Source organism: Extibacter sp. GGCC_0201 (assembly GCF_017566055.1).
In the GTDB taxonomy this organism is placed as follows: Bacteria; Bacillota; Clostridia; order Lachnospirales; family Lachnospiraceae; genus Extibacter.
In genome coordinates, this window is sequence record NZ_JABFCH010000003.1 from 180180 (window position 1) to 199885 (window position 19706).

The 19706-nt window shown below is 49.3% G+C and carries 27 protein-coding genes, 1 tRNA gene and 1 pseudogene; 6 read left to right on the forward strand and 23 right to left on the reverse strand.

Annotation, left to right across the window (positions count from 1 at the left end; genetic code table 11):
* Positions 1-22 precede the first annotated feature (22 nt).
* Positions 23-1054 (forward strand): 3-deoxy-7-phosphoheptulonate synthase, encoded by a 1032-nt coding sequence (locus HJV72_RS03370; RefSeq protein WP_208068649.1) that lies wholly within the window; start codon positions 23-25, stop codon positions 1052-1054.
* Here HJV72_RS03370 and HJV72_RS03375 read toward each other — a convergent pair.
* Together HJV72_RS03375 and HJV72_RS03380 are read right to left on the reverse strand one after the other, a co-directional pair.
* Entirely contained in the window at positions 1026-1970 is a 945-nt protein-coding gene (locus tag HJV72_RS03375; RefSeq protein ID WP_208068701.1) for a tyrosine-type recombinase/integrase, read from the reverse strand. The two genes, HJV72_RS03370 and HJV72_RS03375, sit on opposite strands and share 29 nt — an antisense overlap.
* Positions 1971-2085: 115 nt before the next feature.
* On the reverse strand, positions 2086-2991 hold the full coding sequence (locus HJV72_RS03380; protein WP_208068651.1) for a S66 peptidase family protein: 906 nt from the start codon (positions 2989-2991) through the stop codon (positions 2086-2088).
* A 141-nt stretch (positions 2992-3132) separates the two neighbouring features.
* Here HJV72_RS03380 and HJV72_RS03385 point away from each other — a divergent pair.
* Positions 3133-3205 (forward strand) — tRNA-Thr (locus tag HJV72_RS03385).
* A 52-nt stretch (positions 3206-3257) separates the two neighbouring features.
* Here the strand turns inward: HJV72_RS03385 and HJV72_RS03390 are convergent.
* The 16 genes and pseudogenes from HJV72_RS03390 to HJV72_RS03465 all read right to left on the reverse strand — a co-directional run bounded on the left by HJV72_RS03390 (position 3258) and on the right by HJV72_RS03465 (position 13647).
* Positions 3258-4139: a mechanosensitive ion channel family protein gene (locus tag HJV72_RS03390; RefSeq protein ID WP_208068653.1), complete on the reverse strand. Its 882-nt coding sequence runs from the start codon at positions 4137-4139 to the stop codon at positions 3258-3260.
* A 20-nt stretch (positions 4140-4159) separates the two neighbouring features.
* Positions 4160-4993 (reverse strand): peptidoglycan editing factor PgeF, encoded by an 834-nt coding sequence (pgeF, locus tag HJV72_RS03395; protein WP_208068655.1) that lies wholly within the window; start codon positions 4991-4993, stop codon positions 4160-4162.
* A 9-nt stretch (positions 4994-5002) separates the two neighbouring features.
* Positions 5003-5353, reverse strand: a complete 351-nt coding sequence (locus tag HJV72_RS03400) for a YraN family protein (protein WP_208068657.1) — start codon at positions 5351-5353, stop codon at positions 5003-5005.
* Between the two features lie 29 nt (positions 5354-5382).
* Positions 5383-6042 carry a ribonuclease HII gene (locus tag HJV72_RS03405; RefSeq protein WP_208068660.1) on the reverse strand — a complete coding sequence of 220 codons (660 nt, stop codon included), beginning with the start codon at positions 6040-6042 and terminating at the stop codon, positions 5383-5385.
* Positions 6035-6601, reverse strand: coding sequence for a signal peptidase I (lepB, locus tag HJV72_RS03410; protein WP_208068661.1), 567 nt, complete (start codon positions 6599-6601; stop codon positions 6035-6037). The genes HJV72_RS03405 and lepB (HJV72_RS03410) overlap by 8 nt, the downstream gene beginning before the upstream one ends.
* 41 nt (positions 6602-6642) lie before the next feature.
* Positions 6643-7491 carry a ribosome biogenesis GTPase YlqF gene (ylqF, locus tag HJV72_RS03415; RefSeq protein ID WP_208068662.1) on the reverse strand — a complete coding sequence of 283 codons (849 nt, stop codon included), beginning with the start codon at positions 7489-7491 and terminating at the stop codon, positions 6643-6645.
* An 11-nt stretch (positions 7492-7502) separates the two neighbouring features.
* Positions 7503-8093, reverse strand: a complete 591-nt coding sequence (gene lepB / locus HJV72_RS03420) for a signal peptidase I (protein WP_208068663.1) — start codon at positions 8091-8093, stop codon at positions 7503-7505.
* Positions 8094-8222: 129 nt separating this feature from the next.
* Positions 8223-8570, reverse strand: coding sequence for a 50S ribosomal protein L19 (gene rplS / locus HJV72_RS03425; RefSeq protein WP_208068664.1), 348 nt, complete (start codon positions 8568-8570; stop codon positions 8223-8225).
* A 123-nt stretch (positions 8571-8693) separates the two neighbouring features.
* A pseudogene (locus tag HJV72_RS03430) lies at positions 8694-8906 on the reverse strand (SDR family NAD(P)-dependent oxidoreductase); the annotation flags it as partial.
* Between the two features lie 11 nt (positions 8907-8917).
* Entirely contained in the window at positions 8918-9658 is a 741-nt protein-coding gene (gene trmD / locus HJV72_RS03435; protein WP_208068665.1) for a tRNA (guanosine(37)-N1)-methyltransferase TrmD, read from the reverse strand.
* On the reverse strand, positions 9658-10164 hold the full coding sequence (gene rimM / locus HJV72_RS03440; RefSeq protein WP_208068666.1) for a ribosome maturation factor RimM: 507 nt from the start codon (positions 10162-10164) through the stop codon (positions 9658-9660). Before rimM ends, trmD begins: the two co-directional genes overlap by 1 nt.
* 89 nt (positions 10165-10253) lie before the next feature.
* A complete protein-coding gene (locus HJV72_RS03445) occupies positions 10254-10484 on the reverse strand; it encodes a KH domain-containing protein (RefSeq protein ID WP_208068668.1) in 231 nt (76 codons plus the stop codon).
* A gap of 23 nt (positions 10485-10507) precedes the next feature.
* Positions 10508-10753, reverse strand: coding sequence for a 30S ribosomal protein S16 (gene rpsP, locus HJV72_RS03450; RefSeq protein ID WP_040434602.1), 246 nt, complete (start codon positions 10751-10753; stop codon positions 10508-10510).
* A gap of 43 nt (positions 10754-10796) precedes the next feature.
* A complete protein-coding gene (gene ffh / locus HJV72_RS03455; protein ID WP_208068669.1) occupies positions 10797-12143 on the reverse strand; it encodes a signal recognition particle protein in 1347 nt (448 codons plus the stop codon).
* 1 nt (position 12144) lies between these two features.
* Positions 12145-12489 carry a YlxM family DNA-binding protein gene (gene ylxM, locus HJV72_RS03460; RefSeq protein ID WP_208068670.1) on the reverse strand — a complete coding sequence of 115 codons (345 nt, stop codon included), beginning with the start codon at positions 12487-12489 and terminating at the stop codon, positions 12145-12147.
* A gap of 246 nt (positions 12490-12735) precedes the next feature.
* Entirely contained in the window at positions 12736-13647 is a 912-nt protein-coding gene (locus tag HJV72_RS03465) for a S8 family peptidase (RefSeq protein WP_208068673.1), read from the reverse strand.
* Between the two features lie 162 nt (positions 13648-13809).
* Here HJV72_RS03465 and HJV72_RS03470 point away from each other — a divergent pair, with 162 nt between their 5' ends.
* Together HJV72_RS03470 and HJV72_RS03475 are read left to right on the forward strand one after the other, a co-directional pair.
* Entirely contained in the window at positions 13810-14448 is a 639-nt protein-coding gene (locus tag HJV72_RS03470; RefSeq protein ID WP_208068676.1) for a DnaJ domain-containing protein, read from the forward strand.
* Between the two features lie 75 nt (positions 14449-14523).
* Positions 14524-14787 (forward strand): chorion class high-cysteine HCB protein 13, encoded by a 264-nt coding sequence (locus tag HJV72_RS03475; RefSeq protein WP_208068677.1) that lies wholly within the window; start codon positions 14524-14526, stop codon positions 14785-14787.
* Between the two features lie 86 nt (positions 14788-14873).
* Here the strand turns inward: HJV72_RS03475 and HJV72_RS03480 are convergent, their stop codons facing one another.
* From HJV72_RS03480 to HJV72_RS03500, 5 genes are all read right to left on the reverse strand, one after another.
* On the reverse strand, positions 14874-15710 hold the full coding sequence (locus HJV72_RS03480) for a MetQ/NlpA family ABC transporter substrate-binding protein (protein ID WP_208068678.1): 837 nt from the start codon (positions 15708-15710) through the stop codon (positions 14874-14876).
* Positions 15711-15727: 17 nt separating this feature from the next.
* Positions 15728-16387 carry a methionine ABC transporter permease gene (locus HJV72_RS03485; RefSeq protein ID WP_208068679.1) on the reverse strand — a complete coding sequence of 220 codons (660 nt, stop codon included), beginning with the start codon at positions 16385-16387 and terminating at the stop codon, positions 15728-15730.
* Complete coding sequence (locus HJV72_RS03490) at positions 16374-17411, reverse strand: methionine ABC transporter ATP-binding protein (RefSeq protein ID WP_208068684.1); 1038 nt, start codon at positions 17409-17411, stop codon at positions 16374-16376. The genes HJV72_RS03485 and HJV72_RS03490 overlap by 14 nt, the downstream gene beginning before the upstream one ends.
* A 136-nt stretch (positions 17412-17547) precedes the next feature.
* The gene (locus HJV72_RS03495; protein ID WP_208068685.1) at positions 17548-18459 is read right to left on the reverse strand and encodes a LysR family transcriptional regulator; all 912 of its coding nucleotides are present in this window, start codon (positions 18457-18459) and stop codon (positions 17548-17550) included.
* Positions 18460-18544: 85 nt separating this feature from the next.
* Positions 18545-18688: a hypothetical protein gene (locus HJV72_RS03500; RefSeq protein WP_208068687.1), complete on the reverse strand. Its 144-nt coding sequence runs from the start codon at positions 18686-18688 to the stop codon at positions 18545-18547.
* A gap of 127 nt (positions 18689-18815) precedes the next feature.
* On the opposite strand from HJV72_RS03500, the gene HJV72_RS03505 reads away from it, so the two are divergent.
* Both HJV72_RS03505 and HJV72_RS03510 read left to right on the forward strand, forming a co-directional pair.
* Positions 18816-19361 carry a hypothetical protein gene (locus tag HJV72_RS03505; RefSeq protein ID WP_208068689.1) on the forward strand — a complete coding sequence of 182 codons (546 nt, stop codon included), beginning with the start codon at positions 18816-18818 and terminating at the stop codon, positions 19359-19361.
* Complete coding sequence (locus HJV72_RS03510; RefSeq protein WP_208068691.1) at positions 19321-19596, forward strand: hypothetical protein; 276 nt, start codon at positions 19321-19323, stop codon at positions 19594-19596. The genes HJV72_RS03505 and HJV72_RS03510 overlap by 41 nt, the downstream gene beginning before the upstream one ends.
* Positions 19597-19706 lie beyond the last annotated feature (110 nt).

The following is a 19706-nucleotide window of genomic DNA, read 5'->3' on the forward strand; positions in this document are numbered from 1 at the left end:
AATAAAGAAAGCAGGTGATGTTATGGGAATGACAGTAAATAAAGAACTTCCTCTGCCAGCAGATTTAAAATCCGAGTATCCGCTTGCAGATGATATGATTGCGTTAAAACAGAAACGGGATAAGGAAATCCGTGACATCTTCACAGGGCTGTCCGACAAATTTGCGGTAATCGTAGGTCCATGTTCCGCTGACAATGAGGACTCTGTATGTGAATATGTCAGCCGGCTGGCGAGACTTAATGAAGAAGTATGCAGCCGGCTTGTGCTTATCCCGAGAATCTATACGAACAAGCCCCGTACTACAGGCGCAGGATACAAAGGTATGCTCCACCAGCCCGTACCGGATAAAGCACCTGATCTTCTGGGAGGCATCATCGCCATCCGCAAGATGCACATACGCGCCATAAAGGAGAGCGGGCTCACTGCCGCGGACGAAATGCTGTATCCGGAAAACCGAAGCTATCTGGACGATATCCTTTCTTACGAAGCCATCGGCGCACGCTCTGTCGAAAACCAGCAGCACCGCCTGACTGCCAGCGGTATGGATATCCCTGTCGGTATGAAGAATCCTACGAGCGGGGATCTCTCCGTCATGCTCAACTCCGTTACCGCAGCCCAGAGTTCACACAGCTTCATCTACCGTGGGCAGGATGTGACGACAGATGGCAATCCGCTTGCACATGTAATACTCAGGGGCGGTGTGGACAAGTACGGCACATGTATCCCCAATTACCACTATGAAGATCTGATGCGGCTGCTTGCGTTGTATCAGGAGCGGGAACTGAAGAATCCTGCGGCGGTAATTGACACGAACCATTCTAATTCCGACAAGCAGTACAAAGAGCAGATACGGATTGTCAGCGAAGTGCTCCACAGCCGCAGATACGATTCCGGGCTGAAAAGCCTTATCAAAGGAGTGATGATCGAAAGTTATCTCGAAGAAGGCTGCCAGCCGATTGCCAACAGCCGGGCATACGGCAAGTCCATCACCGACCCGTGTCTTGGATGGGAGGACACACGCCGGCTTATCCTGAAAATCGCCGACGAGGCGTAGGATTTCCGGCACCGCTTCCAGGCGGCTCCACTTTGAGCTTCACAAGCTCGTTGGCTTTCCTCATCATATTATCCCGGTAGCTCCTTCCATTATAGCGCTTGATCTGCGTCACTGTAATTCCGAGCTGCCTGGCTGTCTCTTCCGGTCCGGCCCCGTAGGCAAACAGGGTGAACGCACAGGAATTCTTAAGCTCCTGTGCGCTGTAGCCCGGAATCCCTGCCTGTAACGTATACTTCTTCATAAGACGGCTTATGTACATTACGTTCAGCTTCTTGCCGCGGCTGTTGCAGAACAGGTATCCTTCCGTGACTTCTTTTTCAAGATACCGTTCCAGCACTTCTGCTGCGTCATCTGGTACGAAGCACGGTTCTTTCCGGTTCCCTGCCGCTACATATACCCCATCGTCGTAAGCTGCAAAGTCTTCGATCCGAAGTCCCGCAATCTCTGTCGAAGACAGTGACACTCTGTACAGCAGTGTAAAGATGGTATAGGCCATCAGATTATCCTCTGCCGCTTTAAATAGCGTGTCCACATGTTCTACAGGTATTGATCCTGCCAGCCTTTCCTGTCTTTCAAGCTCTCCTGAGAAGTGGCAGAAGTAGTCTCGAAATGCCTCCCCCACCTTGTATGCCGCCTTGTTTTCTTCTATATAACCGGCAAAGGAATGGAGTTCTCTTATCTTCTTGGCTACTGTCTGAGCGCCCAGAATATGTTGTCTCTGCTTATCTTTCAGATGCACATAATACCGTTCTGCATCCTTCTGGCCTGTTGCAAGAAAATCCTTCCCGCAATACTCCATGAATTCCTGTATGTCCGCCCTGTATGACGCCGCAGTCGTGCTGCTTTTAAAATGTCTGATGTAATCCGGCCATATACGTTCGCCGAGCTTCTTTGACGCCAGATCAGTCGTCAGCATGCACTCCACTGGAACCCCTCCCTGCTTGTACGAAAAAAGTCTTTCTATATGTTATTAGTATTATTCATACTATAACATTAAATCACAAAAAATGCAAGAGCACCCGCTTCTGCATTCATGTCCCTATGATGATTACTCTGTCTCCTTCCAGCTTTGCTTCTGCTCCGAGAGGCAGCGTCAGAGGATCGCACAAGTGGCCTGAGCGCACATTGCAGATAACTGGAATATCTACATCTTCCAGAACGGTACGGACAGCCTCTTCTCCGCTTCCGGGACGGCCTTCGTCATCACACCCGGTCAGGCCGCCGATGATGACGCCTGCAGCATCGCTGAATTTACCGGCAAGCTTGAGCTGATACAGCATTCCGTGAAGGCGGTACGGCTTCTCTCCCACCTCTTCCAGGAATATGATTCTGTCTTTTGTGTCAATCTCGTAAGGCGTCCCCATGAGACGGCTTATGATTGTCATATTCCCTCCTGTCAGCCGTCCCCTGGCGGTGCCTCCTCTAACGATGCAAAACGGTTCACCGTTCAGGTTGGACAGTTCCTTCCTCTTCTGCGGCTCTGTCACCATGTCAATAAACTGCTGCTTCGCATCCGGTGTAACCGGACGCTTCGGACTGTAGAGCGCCGGGCCGTGAAACGATACGAGGCCGGTCTTATTCTGGATAGCAATATGTATGGCGGTTATATCGCTGAACCCGGAAAATACAGGCCGATTCGCCTTTAACGCCTCATAGTCTATCTTGTCAAGCAGCGGTATCGTACCATAGCCGCCCCACATACAGAGCACCGCTTTGTTATCTCGATTGCGCAGTACGCCGTTCAGCCGCTTTGCCCGCTCTTCGGGCGTCCCCCGTTTGAATGCCATGTCCTCCGAGATGACGACCTGAAATCCGTTCCCTTCCAAAAAAGCCCGCGCATTGCGGATACCCTCCTCTGTAAATGCATTGGCCGGATCGATGACACATACCTGGTCTCCTTTTTTCAGCGGGCGGGGATAAATCACGCTATGTTCCATATCTCTTTCCTCATCACATACGATTTTTATACATTGTATAACCCATTCTAACATAATCTTTAAAATATTTGCAAAAAGTTCTTGCAAAACTTGGCAAATACGCTATAATAATATTTGTGGCTGCGGTCAAGCAGTCGACAGGCTGGAATAGCTCAGTCGGTAGAGCACTTCACTCGTAATGAAGGGGTCGTCGGTTCAAGTCCGATTTCCAGCTTATATAGAATCAGCGCAAGCCCGGAAGGCTTGCGCTGATTTTAATTTTTCTGCTATCTCTGTTGATTCTGCTGTGACATATGCACCGTCACCTGCTGGTACGGAATCTCGATTCCCCTTGCATCCAACGTCAGCTTGATCTCTTCCAGCAGCCGCCACCTTGTCGGCCAGAAGTCCTCGCTTTTCACCCACGCCCGGGCTCCGATGATGACCGCGCTCGCCGCCAGCTCATCCACGAAGACACTGATCTCTTCCTCTTTCAATATGCAGTCATCTTTCTTCAGCAGACTTTCAATGATATCCTTTGCCTTTCTCAAGTCCGCATGATAGGAGATGTCTACCTTCAGGTCGAGCCGTCTTACGTCCTTGGCTGTTGCATTGGTCAGGCTGTTGTTCGTGAGCATGCCGTTTGGAATGACGATCGTCTTATTGTCGATCGTGCTTAGCTTCGTGTAGAATATCTGAATCTCTTTTACGGTGCCTTCATTGCCATTGGAGTCTTCTATGATATAATCCCCAACCGTGAACGGCTTTAAAAGAAGGATGAGCACGCCTCCCGCAAAATTTGACAGGCTCCCCTGCAGCGCAAGGCCGATGGCCACGCCTCCTGATGCCACAAGCGCCGCCACAGATGTGGTATCCACACCCAGTTTGGCGGCAATGGAGAATATGAGCAAGATGTAAAGCCCTGCTTTGAGAACCGAATCTACAAACTGCTCTACGCCTTTATCCGCCTCAGAACGTTCCAGAGACGCCCTCACGATCTTCCTTACCCATTTTATAAGGATTCTTCCGATAAAAAATGCGATCAGAGCAATCAATACTTTTATCCCGAATCCTATCAGAGACGGAATATGATCCTGGAAATACTGCACGAATTCATTGGCATTTTCCACCGCCTCCTGTGTAACTTCCGTAACTTCATTTGTTCCCATAACTTATACTCCTCCTGCGTCTACTTAAGTGCAAGGAACGCGCTTAAGTTGCCCCTTCTCTCTCCGGTCGCCCTGTGAGAGAAAAGAATGTCCGGATTACAATGTGTACAGACATTCGTCGTCGCTATATGTTCCTTCAGGATACCAGCTTCCGCAAGTACATGTTCATTGGCTTTCCAAAGGTCCAGCTGGTACTTTCCGTCCCCCTTATTATAGAACAGATCCGGCCAGCATTCCTCAGGAAAATATTCCCTGAAACGGCAGATGACATCCTCGCTCACTTCATAGCAGTCCTGGCAGATAGACGGGCCGATGGCCGCTATCACGTCTTTTGGATCCGTGCCGTAATTTTCAGCCATCTTCTCGACCGTAATCCTGCCTATACGTCCTACCGTGCCGCGCCACCCGGAATGCGTAAGGCCGATGGCCCTGTGCACCGGATCCACAAAATAAAGTGGCACACAGTCGGCATAGAATGTGACGAGGCATATGCCGGGCACGTTCGTCACCATGCCATCTGTCTCCATAAAGCGGGTGCCCCTGTCCTTTTCTTCCACTACCGCCACATTTGTCGTGTGCGTCTGGTGCGTGAATGTCATGTCTTCCGGCTTTACCCCAATGGCGGCCGCGATGCGTCTGCGGTTCTCCTCTACAGCTTCCGGCGCGTCCCCACGTGTCGTGCTGATATTCATCGTCGCGCAGTTTCCCGTGCTGACGCCTCCAAGCCTTGTTGAGAATCCATGAGTGACAATGCCTGTCTCTTCCAGCAGCGGATAGGCGAGATACGGCACCCCTCCCTGTTCTCTGATGTCAAATATATGTTCCTTGTTCTTGTACTTCAAATCCAGCTTCATATGTTCTCCTCAATATTCAAATGCATTCTTGATATGGGTTATCTCTTCGCCCAATATCGCCACTACATCAAACCGGCAAGGTATCTCGGGCAACCTGTTCGCGGTGATATAGTACATGGCGCATCTTGCAATCACGCGCTGTTTCCTAGCATCCACCGCCTCTGCAGGATGGCCTTTGGATGTATCCCTTCTGTATTTTACCTCGCAGAATACAAGAGACTCACCGTCTCTTGCTATGATATCAATCTCTCCGATACGGCACCGGTAATTATAGCAGATGATCTCATAACCACGCTCTTCCAGATACTTCCCGGCTATCTGCTCGTACCGGCTGCCCTCTGCTCTCTTATTGTACGCCATCTCTACCTCTTTGCATCGCGGCTCCCCGCTCATACGAAATTCCTGATAAATGTCGCTCTGTGTATAGGAGAAGCCCCCAGTTCTTTCAGTCCGGCAATATGTGCCTTCGTACCATATCCTTTGTTCTTTGCAAAGTCATATCCCGGCAGAACCTCGTCATATTCCACCATAAGCCTGTCCCTTGTCACCTTGGCGATTATGCTTGCCGCAGCGATGGATACGCTTTTGGCATCTCCTTTGATGATGGGGACCTGGGGAATGTCCACTTCGGGAATCGTTACCGCGTCATTGAGCAGGATATCCGGCCGCATCTTAAGATCTGCGATTGCCATACGCATCGCCTCATATGTAGCCTGCAGGATATTGATCTCATCAATCCGCTGCGGGCTTGCGATGCCGATGCCGGTCGCTACGGCCTTCTCCATAATCTCATCATACAGCAGTTCCCTTTTCTTTGCCGACAGCTTTTTGGAATCGTTCAGATACAGGATAGGATTGTCTTTAGGCAGGATGACCGCACCGGCCACTACCGGCCCGGCAAGCGGTCCCCTGCCTACTTCATCTATGCCGCAGATATAGCGGCACATGTCATATTCCTTTTCATATACGCTCATGCTCTCTGTGCGTTCCAGCTCTTTCAGCAGCTTTTCTTCCTGTTTACGAAGCTTTTCTTCTTCCCGCTTATTCATGCTTGATAACTCCTATATGGTCAAACGGATAGACGCGAAGGAACGCCCTCCCCATCAGATCCTTCCGTTTGATAACGCCTACGCTCGGATCCCTGCTGTCAGAACTGTGGTTTCTGTTATCGCCCATCACAAAATACTCATCCTCGCCGAGCGTGATTGGACTTGCCGCCGTCTGCGGGGACTGTATAGGCTCTGCCCCATACGTGTCGCTTTCCAGCTTCTGCCCGTCTACATATACATAACCGTCTGTCACCTGCACCGTTTCGCCAGGCAGACCGATAATCCTCTTGATATAGTAAGTGTTCTTTTCATGTTTATATGGAAATACTATGATGTCAAACCTCTTAGGATCCCGGAAGCGATAGCTTATTTTATCTACAATAAGGCTGTCGCCGTCGCTCAGGGTCGGTTCCATAGAATATCCGCTTACACGGGTACGCTGTCCCACGAAGGTAATGATCAGGTACGTCAGGCCTACAATTATCAGTATGTAGAGAAGCCAGCCTCCCAGCTCCCTCAGTACACTTCCCCCCACATCTCTTTTTCTGCGTCTTGACATATGTCGTGTGCCCCTTTCTCAATGCTTACCTATGCATTCTATCATACTTCCGGCGGATATTCCAGTGTCAGGCGTCCCATCTTGCCATTCCGGAAGTCGTCCAGAAGGAGCAGCGCGGCTTTTTCCGTGTCCAGTTCACTGCCACGTACGAGGCAGTGCCTGCTTTCCGCAATCCGGCTCAACGTGACATAGACGTCGTTGTCTTCCTCAATCGTATACTTGCTTTCCAATACTCCCGGGTAATTGTCCAGCAAAAAGCGTATCAGCTGTGCGCCCAGTTCTTCTGTCTGCAGTATGTCGTCTTTTATAGAGCCGATAAAGGCCAGTTTCTGCCCCACCTGCTGATCCTCAAACTTCGGCCAGAGGATTCCCGGCGTATCAAGCAGTTCCACCTGTCTGTTCAGACGTATCCACTGCTTCCCCTTCGTAACACCGGGCTTATTCCCTGTCTTGGTACATGATTTCCCCGCCAGGCTGTTGATGAATGTAGACTTTCCTACATTTGGGATACCGACCACCATGGCTCGCACGGGCCGGTTCAATATGCCTCGTTTTCTGTCCCTCTCTATCTTTTCTCTGCAGGCTTCCTGGATTACGCCGTGGATGGATTTCATCCCGCCGCCTTTTTTCGAATTGACTTTCACGACGGAGAATCCTTTTGACCTGAAATATTCCGCCCATGCGTCATTCCATTTATCGTCAGCCAGGTCCGCCTTATTAAGCAGTATAAGCCTCGCTTTGTGCTTTCCAAGCTCATCTATGTCAGGATTCCTGCTGCTGAGTGGAATCCTGGCATCTACCAGTTCAATCACCAGATCTATCAGCTTCATATTTTCCTGCATCATACGTTTTGCTTTCGTCATATGACCCGGATACCATTGAAAATGCATAATTGTTCTCCTTATCCTACAAACCCGATATTTTTTCTTGGGGATACCGTGAACCATACTTCCCCGTATATATAGTCCCTCTTCACGTTGCCGACGTCTGCGTTGCGGCTGTCCTCACTGTTTTCACGGTTGTCTCCGAGCACGAAATACTCGTCTCCGCCAAGCGTAATCTCCTCGGACGCTATCCCGACGTCATCAATATCTGTCGTCTTGTAATCTTCCTCTATCTTCTTGCCGTTAATATAGATGCTGTTTTCGATGATCTCTACCGTCTCACCGGGCAGGCCTACGATACGCTTGATATAATAATGCGCATTTTCATTGCCTTTTGGCTTAAATGCTATGATATCTCCCCGCTTTGGACTCGTGGCATTGTAGACGATCCGGTTGATAAGTACCACATCGCCATTTTCGAGCACCGGATTCATCGAATCTCCTATCGTGCTGACCCGCTGTCCGAAATACCACACATACACGAAGGCCAGAAGGCAGACGACCGCAATTTTAAAAGACCACTTTCCGATGACAGGGAGATATTCCCAGTTGATGTGGATGCTTCTTCTCTTCCTGGCAAAGCCAAGGCTTTTCCTTCTTCTTCTCATACAGTGTGAAAGGCCGCAGCCTTCCTTGGCACCTCCTGTCCCTTATAACAGAAAGAGGACAATATACATTATGTACTTGTCCTCACTTCGTACTTTATTGAACATGAACCGTTCTCAAAGTATGCGTTCTTATTTTACTCGCTCTTTTACTTTTGCTTTCTTACCGACGCGGTCTCTCAGGTAGTTCAGTTTTGCTCTTCTTACTTTACCTCTTCTTATCACTTCTACCCGCTCTACGTTTGGTGAGTGCAGCGGCCATGTCTTCTCTACGCCGATTCCGTTGGAATTCTTTCTTACGGTAAATGTAGCTCTTGCTCCGCCGCCCTGTTTTTTGAGAACTGTCCCTTCGAATACCTGGATTCTCTCACGGGCGCCCTCTTTGATCTTACCGTAAACCTTTACCGTATCACCTACGTTGAATACCGGTGCGTTTTCTTTCAGCTGTTCCGCTTCAATATTTTTGATAATATCGTTCATTATGTGTGACCTCCTCGTTTGCTTGGATGTTCTTAATACATTCGTATCAGAGGACCATCTCTTTTCTTCACAACATGCTATAGTTTATCATATTATGCAATGTTTTGCAAGTATTTATTTATATTATGGACGCTGTCCCATACCACCTTCGAGCGTAAGCGTTTCAGCGGACATATATTTGAAGTCAGGCGATCCAAGATGCACGCATACGCGTCCGATATCTTTCTCCGGATCCCCGAAGCGTCCCATCGGAACCGCTTTCAGATTCTTCTCGTACGCCTCTGGATATGCCTCCTTGAAATTTTCAAGCTGTGCGGTCATTGCCAGCGGGTTTCCTGCATTTGTGATTAATTTATCTCTCTCCTGAGCAAGTCCCGGACAAGTTCTTTTTCTGCTTCATCCAAATCTGCTTTTTCGAGCAGGTCCGGCCTGTTCCTGGCCGTGCGTATGACAGACTGCTCCCTTCTCCATTTTTCCACATTGGCATGGTGGCCGGACAGCAGCACCGGAGGAACCTGTTTCCCGTGCCAGACTTCGGGACGGGAATACTGCGGATATTCAAGCAGATTATCCTGAAAGCTGTCAAACTCTGCCGACACGTCATTGTGAAGCACTCCCGGCACGAGACGGGAGACGGCATCCACTATGACCATGGCCGGAAGTTCGCCCCCTGTCAGCACATAATCTCCGATGGACACGTAATCGGTCACGATCTCTTCAAGCACACGCTCGTCGATCCCTTCATAATGCCCGCACAACAATACGAGTTCTTCTTCCCTGGCCAGCTCTTCTGCCATCTCCTGGTTGAACGTCCGTCCCTGCGGGGACAGATATACGACCCTGGGGCTTCTGCCTGCCTTTTCCTTGACGGCGCTGTAAGCCTGATATACCGGCTCCGCCTGCATCAGCATGCCGGCGCCCCCGCCGTATGGGTAATCATCTACGCTGTTATGCTTGTTGAACGCATAGTCTCTGATATTGACAGCCTCTACCCCGAGCAGGTTCTTCTCCATCGCCCGCCCTGTAATGCTTGTACCGAGCCCGTTCATCACCATCTCTGGAAATAATGTCATGATATAAAAACGCATTATATGAGCCCCTCCATCAGATGTATCGTCATCATGCCCTGTTCAATGTCTATATCCCGTATGCATTCCCGGATAGCCGGCACAAGCACTTGCCCATGGACCGGGCTTGCGATGACGTATACATCGTTGGCCCCGGTCTCTATGACGTCTTTGAGCCTTCCAAACGGCACGCCGTCATCCGTCTGGACCTCCATGCCTAGCATATCTGCGATAAAGTATTCTCCTTCTTCAAGGGGTACCGCGTTCTCTCTCTCTACAAGAAGGTCACATCTTCTGTACCTCTCCACTTCATTTATATGATCAATGCCCTTGAACTTGAGAATGACAAACTTTTTGAAGAATTTGACCTTCTCAATCTCAAGCTGTATCGTACTCTTTCCTGTATCCAGTATCACGTGCTCCAGCATTTTAAAACGTCCCGGGTCGTCAGTAGTCGGAAATACCTTAACCTCGCCCTGGATTCCGTGGGTCGATGTTATGACTCCCACCTTAAACATCTTTTCCATCTGTGTTCTCCTTATCAAAGGCATCCCCTTTTTTCACACGATGCCAAAAAGGGCCGGTACCCTGCGTGAACAGGGGGCGGCCCTTAAAATTAATCCATAATATCTACGATTACTTTTTTATCTTCCTTTGCCGCGGCTGCCTTAACGACAGAACGGATTGCTTTGGCGATACGCCCCTGTTTTCCAATTACTTTTCCCATATCGGAATCCGCAACATGTACTTCCAGAATCGTCGTCTTCTTGTCCTCCCGCTCCGTAACTACTACGCTGTCAGGATTGTCGACAAGTGCCTTCGCAATTGCTTCCACTAATTCTTTCATGCTATACGCCTCCAGACTTCAGCCTATTTTTCGATTCCGGCTGCTTTGAAGATCTTGTTTACAGCTTCTGTCGGCTGTGCGCCAGTGCCTAACCACTTCTTGGCTGCTTCTTCATCAACTTTAAATACGCTTGGGTCCTGGTTCGGATCGTATGTGCCGATTTCCTCGATGAACTTGCCATCTCTCGGGGATCTTGCATCTGCTACAACGATTCTATAGAAAGGAGCCTTCTTCTGTCCCATTCTTTTTAATCTGATTTTTACTGCCATCTGTTTCACCTCCACTTATTTCTCTTTCATATTGATTTATAGGTTAAAAAGGAAGCCTGAACTTGCCTTTCTTACCACCTTTTCCCATCATCTTCATCATCTTCTTCATCTCATTGAACTGCTTCACCATTCGGTTTACCTCGCTGATGTCCACACCAGCGCCTCTTGCAATTCGATGCTTTCTTGAAGGATTCAGAAGATCCGGATTGCGGCGCTCCTCCAGGGTCATGGAATATATCATAGCCTCCATACGCGCCATATTCTTCTCCGCCTGGGCTGCCTGCTCATCGTCAAGCCCCTTCATCTTGCCCATGCCGCCGAGCCCCGGCATCATGTTCATGATATTTCCCAGGCCGCCCATGTTCTTCATCTGCTTCGTACTCTCCAGATAATCCTCAAAATCAAACTGGGCCTTCTTGAGCTTTCTGCTCATCTCTATCGCTTTTGCTTCATCTATCTCGGCTTCCGCCTTCTCAATCAGGGTCAGCACATCTCCCATGCCGAGGATACGTGACGCCATCCTGTCGGGATAGAACTGTTCCAGATCGGACAGCTTCTCCCCCATACCTGCATATAGTATCGGCTTGCCGGTAACTGCCTTTACAGACAGCGCGGCACCGCCGCGTGTGTCACCGTCAAGTTTGGTGACGATCACTCCGTCAATTCCTATCTTATCATTGAAATCAGCAGCCACGTTGACCGCGTCCTGACCAGTCATGGCATCGATGACAAGAATCGTCTGATGCACCTCAACTGCTTCCTTAATCTCCTGAAGCTCCGCCATCATGTCTTCGTCGATATGCAGACGGCCTGCGGTATCGAGAATCACGATATTGCAGCCATTCTTCTGCGCGTGCAGGACGGCGGCTTTCGCGATGTCCGCCGGCTTGTGGCTGTCTCCCATGGAGAATACATCCACCCCCTGCTTTTCCCCGTTGACCTGCAGCTGCTTGATAGCAGCGGGACGGTACACGTCACAGGCGGCGAGCAGCGGCTTCTTTCCTTTTAGCTTATACTTTCCTGCCAGCTTTGCGGTCGTCGTCGTCTTACCCGCGCCCTGAAGGCCGGCCATCATGATGACCGTGACGGCACTTCCCGGCTGCAGCTTGATCTCCGTCGTCTCTGAACCCATCAGCTTTACCAGCTCTTCGTTGACGATTTTAATCACCATCTGACCTGGATTCAGGCCGTTCATGACATCCTGCCCCACGGCTCTTTCCTGGACGTTCTTAATGAATCCTTTGACTACCTTGAAATTGACGTCTGCTGCCAGCAGCGCCCGCTTAATCTCTTTCAGCGCCTCTTTTACATCGTCTTCTGTCAGCCGCCCTTTGCTTCTTAAATTCTTGAATATGTTCTGCAGTTTTTCCGTCAAACTATCAAATGCCATGCTACAGCTCCTCTATAATCTCATCGGATATCTTCCGGATGTCTGCCACAAGCTCCTGCGGCTTTCGCTCCTCATATCCGTCCAGCAATTCATCAATCCGCTTTACTTTCTCTTTGATGCTGACGAACTTCCCGACAAGATGCAGCTTGTCCTCATACCCCTTAAGCGTTCTGCCGCACCGCTTGACGAGGTCATGCACTCCCTGTCTGCTGATGCCCGTCTCCGCGGCAATCTCTCCGAGCGACAGATCTTCAAGCACGAATTGTTCGTAAATCTCTTTCTGATGTTCCGTCAGAAGTTCACCGTAAAAATCATAAAGCAAAGCCTGTTCTAATATCTCATTCATGTTGTTCACCTGTGATATCATATAACAAAATGGAGAGGGTGTCAAGTGTTTTTTCTTGACACCCTCTCCATCTATTCAGGCATAATCAGCGATTGCGGAGACTTAAAACCTACATTCAGGGAAATCTTTATACTTCTTTTTGTCTATCACAAGACGAGTTTCCACCAATTATACGCTTATTATAGCATATGGCTTCCTGGCAGAGACAGGATAAAAGGTACGATAATCTATTTATAATACAATAATTTATTTCAGGCGTCTGCTGTCCAGAAGCTTCGATATCCTGACCCTTCCCCATCCCTGTTTCTCTTCCGTCCTCTCACAGCTCTCACGCAGCTTAAGCTTCACCTCTACATTGGACATATCGCCATACTTGGACAGAAGAAGCGCGATTGCTCCCGACACGACCGGCGTTGCCATGGAACTCCCGCTTTTGACCGTATAAGGCTTCTGCCTTTTTATGCCGAACCTGCTGTTGCATGATATGATCTGGTTTCCCGGTGCCACGACATCTGGCTTTACGACGCATTCCTGTGTAGGGCCACAGCCAGAATAGTAGCTGGCACGCTTTCCTCCTGCCGATACTATGATATCCGAAGACCCTACGGTGATTATCTTCTTGCTCGTTCCTGGCACGGACACGGTTCCTTCCCCGGGGCCATAATTCCCCGCCGACGCGACAACGATCAGCCCTGCATCCCACAGAGCCTCCGCCGCCTGCTCCAGTTCTTTCCCCTTTTCATCTTCCAGTTCCAGATTCGCACCGACGGACATATTTACGATTCGGATGCCGTATGCATACCAATGTTCAAGGAGCCACTGCATGCCCCTCAATATACCGTCCACCGTCCCCTGTCCCCTTGCATCCAGCACTTTGATGCTATAAAGGTCTGCATCCGGGGCCATCCCCGCATGGACGCCACGCGACATCCTCCCGTCTCCCCCAAGTATGCCTGTCACGTGAGTCCCATGCCCATTGTCGTCATACATCCGGCCACGTCCGCCCACGCAGTCTTTAAATCCTTTGATTCTATCTTTAAGGTCCGGATGCGGTACGATACCGGTATCCAGAACCGCGATTCCAACATTCTTACCTGTATATTTGCCTGAAACGGTGTCCTCGCACCAATAATCTGTCAGATCCTTTACATGTTTCATGATTGTTTTTACCCTTTTCTATTAGGATATTCAAATCATCCTGATGGGCTTATGAAACAAATTTAAAAGTCATTGACATGGAAATTAAAATTGATTTCTTCCATATTTTGTCGTAAGATATAATAGATTCTATATCCATATATGACTTAAGGGGAGGATATTGTGGAAAATCAGAATTATTATGATATATTAGGGGTTTCAACAAAGGCGACGCAAGATGCGATTACTGCGGCCAAGAATACGCTGGCCAAGCAATACCATCCGGACGCCAACATCAAAAATGGAATCGATACGACAGACAAGATGCAGGAGATACTGGAAGCATATGGGGTATTGTCCGATGCAGCCAGACGCGCGGAATATGACAGGGAAATCAGCGGCCGCGGGCAGGACATGCAGACGTTTGACCTGAAAGCAGATGATTCGGGGCGGGAACAGACGCAAGAAGATACTTTTGTTACATATTGGAAGGCCGCCGGCGCCTTGTATGAGATTATCACAGAGAGTAACGAACTGTTCCGCCAGAAGGAAGAGACGACCCGGCTGGCCCAGCTATCCATGCAGGCGCTCAAGTATATCATCATACTGAAAGATGCGGCTATACCGGAAAAATACTGGCATCCGGACATCATGAACTGGCTCCTGTTTACATGGTATAAGAACCGGAACATCACCATCACCTACCTGCTTACGATGTACGATGAATATGTGAAGAAAAGCGTCACGCCGGTAGAGAAGCTGAAGCTTCAGGGCAGGTCGCACAGATTCCGGCATTCGGTCAGAAAGCTGATAAAATATTAAATAACCTTTTGTTTCACACATCTGCACCCCACGCATATTATGTAGTGTAAATAACATATATGGAGGCTTTCAATTATGAGCGATTTAAGTGCAACAAACTGCGGATGTGGTTGTGAATCAAGATGTGGTGGAGACTGTGGCTGCGGATTTGGCGGCAACAGCTGTATCTGGATCATCCTGTTACTCTGCTGCTGCGGCGGCTTCGGCGGTAATGGCTGTGGCAATGGCTGTGGCGGCGGATGCGGCAATGACAGCTGTATCTGGATCATCCTGTTACTCTGCTGCTGTGGCGGCTTCGGCGGCAACGGCTGTGGAAACGACTGCGGATGCGGATGCTAATCTGACATTTAATTGAATATGGAAAGGGCTGCCACTTTGTTGTGGCAGCCCTCTTTTCTTTCTTTCACACCAGGCTTCTTAACATCCTATTCATACGGGATGACCGCCCCTTCATATGTCTCTTCTATATATTTCCGGACGTCAGCGGATTTGAGCACTTCTACCAGCGCTTTTATCCCATCTTTCTCCTCGTCCCCCTTTTTGACAGCGATGATATTGACATACGTCCTGGCCGCCTCTGAATCCGTCGTCTCATATGCCAGCGCGTCTTTTGCCACTGAATACCCTGCCTCCAGCGCATAGTTTCCGTTTAGCACGACGTAGGCAGTCTCTTCCACGACCCTGGCAATCTGTGCCGCTTCCAGTTCGACTATCTTCACATTGCGTGGATTGTCGATGATATCGTTTACCGTCGCATCAAGCCCCGCACCATCTTTGAGCCTGATGATTCCATTATCCTGCAGAAGCAGCAGCGCTCTTGCCTCATTCGTCGTGTCGTTGGGTACCGCTATGCTGTCACCATCCTTGATGTCATCCAGGCTTTTCTTCGTTCCCGCATAGATGCCGAACGGCTCGTAATGTATCTCTCCCGCCGCGGCAAGATGGGTCCCCTTCTCTTTGTTAAAGCTTTCAAGATACGGGGCGTGCTGAAAGTAATTGGCGTCAAATTCACCACTCTCAACGACTTCGTTCGGCTGCACATAGTCGTCAAACACGGTCACTTCAAGGTCATATCCCTTCTCTTTGAGCGGCCCCTTCGCCTCTTCAAGAATCTCAGCATGGGGCGTGGCGGAGGCGGCCACTTTGATCACCTTGTCCTCAGAACCCTTCGCCTCTGCTTCATTATCGCCCGATCTGCCGCAGCCTGCCAGCACCCCGGTCACCAATACTCCTGTCAATAAGACTGATACTATCTTTTTCATGATTATTTCCTCCATTTCTACTTTCTTTTATCTAAACGGGAAGCTAATGACATGCCTGCCGTTTGGAACAACTGTACTAATAGGACGAGCAGGACAACGGTTACGACCATGATGTCTGTCTGATAGCGGTAATATCCGTACCGTATGGCTATGTCGCCCAGTCCTCCCCCTCCGATGGTCCCCGCCATTGCCGAGTAACCGAGTATCGTACCTGTGGCGATGGTGGCGCCTGTAATGAGGGATGTCCTCGCCTCCACAAGCAGCACTTTTCTTACAATCTGCATATTCCCTGCGCCCATGGACCTGGCTGCCTCAACCACCCCGGCATCCACTTCCATCAAGGAAGATTCCACCATCCTGGCTATAAACGGAACCGCCGCCACGACAAGCGGCACCACGGTCGCAGAGGAGCCATAGCTCTGCCCTACGACTACACGGGTAAACGGAATAAGCAGAATCAGCAGAATCAGGAACGGAATGCTTCTCACGATGTTGGCCGCCACGTCCAGCACCTTGTAAAGTATCCGGTTCGGCCTGATGCCTTCCCTGCCGGATACCGCCATAAGCACCCCCATAGGAAGGCCGAACAGGTAGCCTGCCCCGGCAGACAGCACTGTCATATATAGCGTTTCCTTTACTCCTTTTACTATCATAAGCGTAATGTCACTGCTCCACATCTTCCGTCACCTCCTCAACCTCAAGTCCCCGGCGGGACATATATGTTTTCATTGCTTCTATATTAATACTGCCAGGAGCGAATTCCAGTATCATCTCTCCCTTTGCGACACCACCTATGTTCTTCGTATCTGCCCTCAGTATGTTGACCGGCTCACGAAAGGCCAGAATCATATTGGCAATGACCGGTTCAAAGGCCGAATTTTCCGAAAAGACTACCCTTATCTGTCTGCCGTTACAGATTTCTTTATCCGGCCGTCTGAGCCTTTCCTGCACATCCTCGCCTCTGTCGCCCCGGATAAGCTCTCTGGCAGCCGCAGACCTGGGATGTGCGAAGATATCATCCACCTTCCCCTCTTCTTCTATCTGCCCTCCTTTCATGACAGCGACATGCGTACATATCTCTCTCACGACAGCCATCTGATGCGTAATGACTACGACAGTGATTCCAAATCTTTTGTTGATATCCTTCAGAAGCTCCAGGATTGAGGAGGTCGTCTGGGGATCCAGTGCGCTTGTGGCCTCATCGCACAGCAGGATTTCAGGGTCTGAGGCAAGCGCCCTAGCGATGGCTACCCTCTGCTTCTGCCCGCCTGACAGCTGGGAAGGATACGCCATCTGCCGGTTAGCAAGCCCTACCAGCTTTAGCAGTTCAGCCGCACTCTTTCTGGCCTCTTTCTTTCTCTTACCCTGTATGTAAAGCGGAAAGCATACATTTTCCAGGACGGTTTTCTGCATGAGCAGGTTAAAGTGCTGGAATATCATTCCAATGCGTTCCCTCTGCCTGCGGAGCTCTCTTTCGGACAGGCTGCCAAGAGGCCGCCCTCCTATGAGAACTCTTCCTCCTGTCGGGCGCTCCAGGAAGTTCATGCACCTTACAAGCGTGCTCTTTCCCGCCCCGGACATTCCGATGATGCCGTATATGTCACCATCTCCAATCGTCAGGCTTACGTCCTTCAGCGCTTCCACACTGCCATCTTTGGAACCGTATGTCTTGCACAGATTTTCTATCATTATCTCTGACATCTTATCACCCTTTTTTGTTGAATTTGTTGATATTGATACTATATCACCACGCCGGAAAAAGTGTTAATTCATAAAAAATACAGCCGGCTATAGTCTGAGTCTATAGCCAGCTGTCCTTATAAGTCTTGCTCTATTATTACCCGAGCGCTTTATCTTTGAACTTCGCAATTTCTTCCAGATATTTCCGCCCGAGAGGGCTGATATTCACGCCTTTCCTGGCGAGGTATCCTATGGACATCTTCTCGTCCGACTTAAGCTTTACGGTGCAGTAATCGGAGCCATAGAGTTCCTCGCATATGATGCCGGAGCAGAGCGTATACCCGTTCAGCCCTACCATCAGGTTCAGGAGCGTAGCCCTGTCGTCGGCTTTGATCAGCCGCTTATATTCGTATGTGCTCAGCACTTCTTCCGCGAAGTAAAACGAATTATAGTTTCCCTGCTCAAAGGAAAGGCATGGATACTCCTCCAGCTCCTCCAGTGCAATCTCCTTCCTGCCGGCCAGTGGATGCCCTTTCCACATGAATACATAGATGCCGCATACGAGTATCTCGTGAAATTCCAGGTTATACTCATGGAACAGCTTCGTCAGCACTTTGCGGTTGAAGTCGTTGACATAGAGGATGCCTATCTCGCTCCTGAAGTTCTTCACATCTTCTATGACGTCGTACGTCTTCGTCTCATGGACGGCAAATTCATACTCGTCCATCCCGAACTGCTTAACCATCTCTACGAATGCATGCACAGCGAACGTATAATGCTGCATGGAAACGCTGAATTTCTTTTTCGTCTTTTCCTTCGCGATATATTTGGACTCTACGAGCTCATATTGTTCCACGACCTGTCTTGCATAGCCTATAAATTCTTCGCCCTTTGGCGTGACAGATATCCCCCGGTTCGTCCTGCGGAAGATGTCTACGCCGATTTCCTCCTCCAGTTCCCTGACAGCCGAGGACAGGCTCGGCTGTGATATGAACAGCCTTCTGGCCGCCTCGTTTATGGAACCTGCATTTGCCACGGTGATGGCATATTTCAATTGTGTAAGTGTCATATAAGCTTCTCCCATTTGCCTTTGATACGTGTTATATGGCTAAATATAGCACGTATCAGCGGAAGGTGCAAATGGGCCGGGCCGATTATTTTCTGCTGCTGCTGTCATCCCGGTTTTTCCCGTGTTCCTCTTCTTTTTTATTCTTCTCATCGTTCACCCTGTTTTTCAACATGCAGTCCTCGTCTATCTCATAGATTGCATTCCCGTCAATGATCAATTTCCGGTTCATATGCCATATCCCTCCTGTTCACCTGCTCATTGTTATTATATGGAAAATATATAGATTAGTTTTCCCCGTTTTCATAATTTTACTCTTACGCACATATATATTTACAACGTTATAAAAAGGAGTGCTTATGGAACGTAGACCTCCAAAACCCATGACTCCGTTTGACAATATGGTGACTCCTCCTTATCTATATACACTAAAGCTGATGCTTCCATACACTCCTTCTTCTAACCAGAGGTTTCTCGCCATATATATCAAATTTCTGGAATTCCGCTATACGATGGATTATTTCCACGGCTTTCCGGATCGGGGCGCCAAAAGGGGCTCCGGGAATGGCTTCGCCCCTCTCGGAATGTTCGAGGATCTGAAGCCATACATGGCTCCGGAAGAAAAAGAAATGATGGATCAGATGGAAATGATGATGAATATGATGGAAATGGTCCAGAGCACCCAGACGGCAGACGGCAGCAGCGGCGCGTCCGGCGGCTTCAATCCCATGGACATGATGATGGGCATGATGGACCCGGAGCAGCAGGAAATGTTCCAGACCTACAGCAATATGTTCGAATCGGACATGGCACAGGCATATAATAACAGTAACGACAACCCCAAAAAAGAAGGAGAAGAAAGATATGAACGAATGGATGAACAATCCGGCCATGAAGAACCTTGATCCGCTTAAGCTTGAACTGATCAAGACGGCGGCCAAACAGACGGAGGGAAAATCAGGCAAGAACCTGGCTCCGGTACTTATGGCGCTCATTACAAATGCGAACAAGAAGGGAATCCAGTTCTCACCAGATGAGATTACACTGATACTCGAAATACTCAAAGAAGGAAAATCAAAACAGGAAAGAGATCAGATCGATCAGATGCTGAAGATGGTCATGGGATATATCAAGAAATAGGATGACACGAAGCTGACGCCCGGAAAGGGATGGATGGCGGACATCCGCCGTCTCCGACTTTGTCAAGTTAAGTGTGTAAATTTTATATTTTATTTTGGCAGCTGAATCTG

Coding starts and splice junctions, on each gene's coding strand:
- HJV72_RS03370 (WP_208068649.1), top strand. CDS start 23: ATGGGAATGACAGTAAATAAAGAACTTCCTCTGCCAGCAGATTTAAAA.
- HJV72_RS03375 (WP_208068701.1), bottom strand. CDS start 1,970: ATGCTGACGACTGATCTGGCGTCAAAGAAGCTCGGCGAACGTATATGG.
- HJV72_RS03380 (WP_208068651.1), bottom strand. CDS start 2,991: ATGGAACATAGCGTGATTTATCCCCGCCCGCTGAAAAAAGGAGACCAG.
- HJV72_RS03390 (WP_208068653.1), bottom strand. CDS start 4,139: ATGGGAACAAATGAAGTTACGGAAGTTACACAGGAGGCGGTGGAAAAT.
- pgeF (WP_208068655.1), bottom strand. CDS start 4,993: ATGAAGCTGGATTTGAAGTACAAGAACAAGGAACATATATTTGACATC.
- HJV72_RS03400 (WP_208068657.1), bottom strand. CDS start 5,353: ATGGCGTACAATAAGAGAGCAGAGGGCAGCCGGTACGAGCAGATAGCC.
- HJV72_RS03405 (WP_208068660.1), bottom strand. CDS start 6,042: ATGAATAAGCGGGAAGAAGAAAAGCTTCGTAAACAGGAAGAAAAGCTG.
- lepB (WP_208068661.1), bottom strand. CDS start 6,601: ATGTCAAGACGCAGAAAAAGAGATGTGGGGGGAAGTGTACTGAGGGAG.
- ylqF (WP_208068662.1), bottom strand. CDS start 7,491: ATGCATTTTCAATGGTATCCGGGTCATATGACGAAAGCAAAACGTATG.
- lepB (WP_208068663.1), bottom strand. CDS start 8,093: ATGAGAAGAAGAAGGAAAAGCCTTGGCTTTGCCAGGAAGAGAAGAAGC.
- rplS (WP_208068664.1), bottom strand. CDS start 8,570: ATGAACGATATTATCAAAAATATTGAAGCGGAACAGCTGAAAGAAAAC.
- trmD (WP_208068665.1), bottom strand. CDS start 9,658: ATGCGTTTTTATATCATGACATTATTTCCAGAGATGGTGATGAACGGG.
- rimM (WP_208068666.1), bottom strand. CDS start 10,164: ATGGAAAAGATGTTTAAGGTGGGAGTCATAACATCGACCCACGGAATC.
- HJV72_RS03445 (WP_208068668.1), bottom strand. CDS start 10,484: ATGAAAGAATTAGTGGAAGCAATTGCGAAGGCACTTGTCGACAATCCT.
- rpsP (WP_040434602.1), bottom strand. CDS start 10,753: ATGGCAGTAAAAATCAGATTAAAAAGAATGGGACAGAAGAAGGCTCCT.
- ffh (WP_208068669.1), bottom strand. CDS start 12,143: ATGGCATTTGATAGTTTGACGGAAAAACTGCAGAACATATTCAAGAAT.
- ylxM (WP_208068670.1), bottom strand. CDS start 12,489: ATGAATGAGATATTAGAACAGGCTTTGCTTTATGATTTTTACGGTGAA.
- HJV72_RS03465 (WP_208068673.1), bottom strand. CDS start 13,647: ATGAAACATGTAAAGGATCTGACAGATTATTGGTGCGAGGACACCGTT.
- HJV72_RS03475 (WP_208068677.1), top strand. CDS start 14,524: ATGAGCGATTTAAGTGCAACAAACTGCGGATGTGGTTGTGAATCAAGA.
- HJV72_RS03480 (WP_208068678.1), bottom strand. CDS start 15,710: ATGAAAAAGATAGTATCAGTCTTATTGACAGGAGTATTGGTGACCGGG.
- HJV72_RS03485 (WP_208068679.1), bottom strand. CDS start 16,387: ATGTGGAGCAGTGACATTACGCTTATGATAGTAAAAGGAGTAAAGGAA.
- HJV72_RS03490 (WP_208068684.1), bottom strand. CDS start 17,411: ATGTCAGAGATAATGATAGAAAATCTGTGCAAGACATACGGTTCCAAA.
- HJV72_RS03495 (WP_208068685.1), bottom strand. CDS start 18,459: ATGACACTTACACAATTGAAATATGCCATCACCGTGGCAAATGCAGGT.
- HJV72_RS03500 (WP_208068687.1), bottom strand. CDS start 18,688: ATGAACCGGAAATTGATCATTGACGGGAATGCAATCTATGAGATAGAC.
- HJV72_RS03505 (WP_208068689.1), top strand. CDS start 18,816: ATGGAACGTAGACCTCCAAAACCCATGACTCCGTTTGACAATATGGTG.
- HJV72_RS03510 (WP_208068691.1), top strand. CDS start 19,321: ATGAACGAATGGATGAACAATCCGGCCATGAAGAACCTTGATCCGCTT.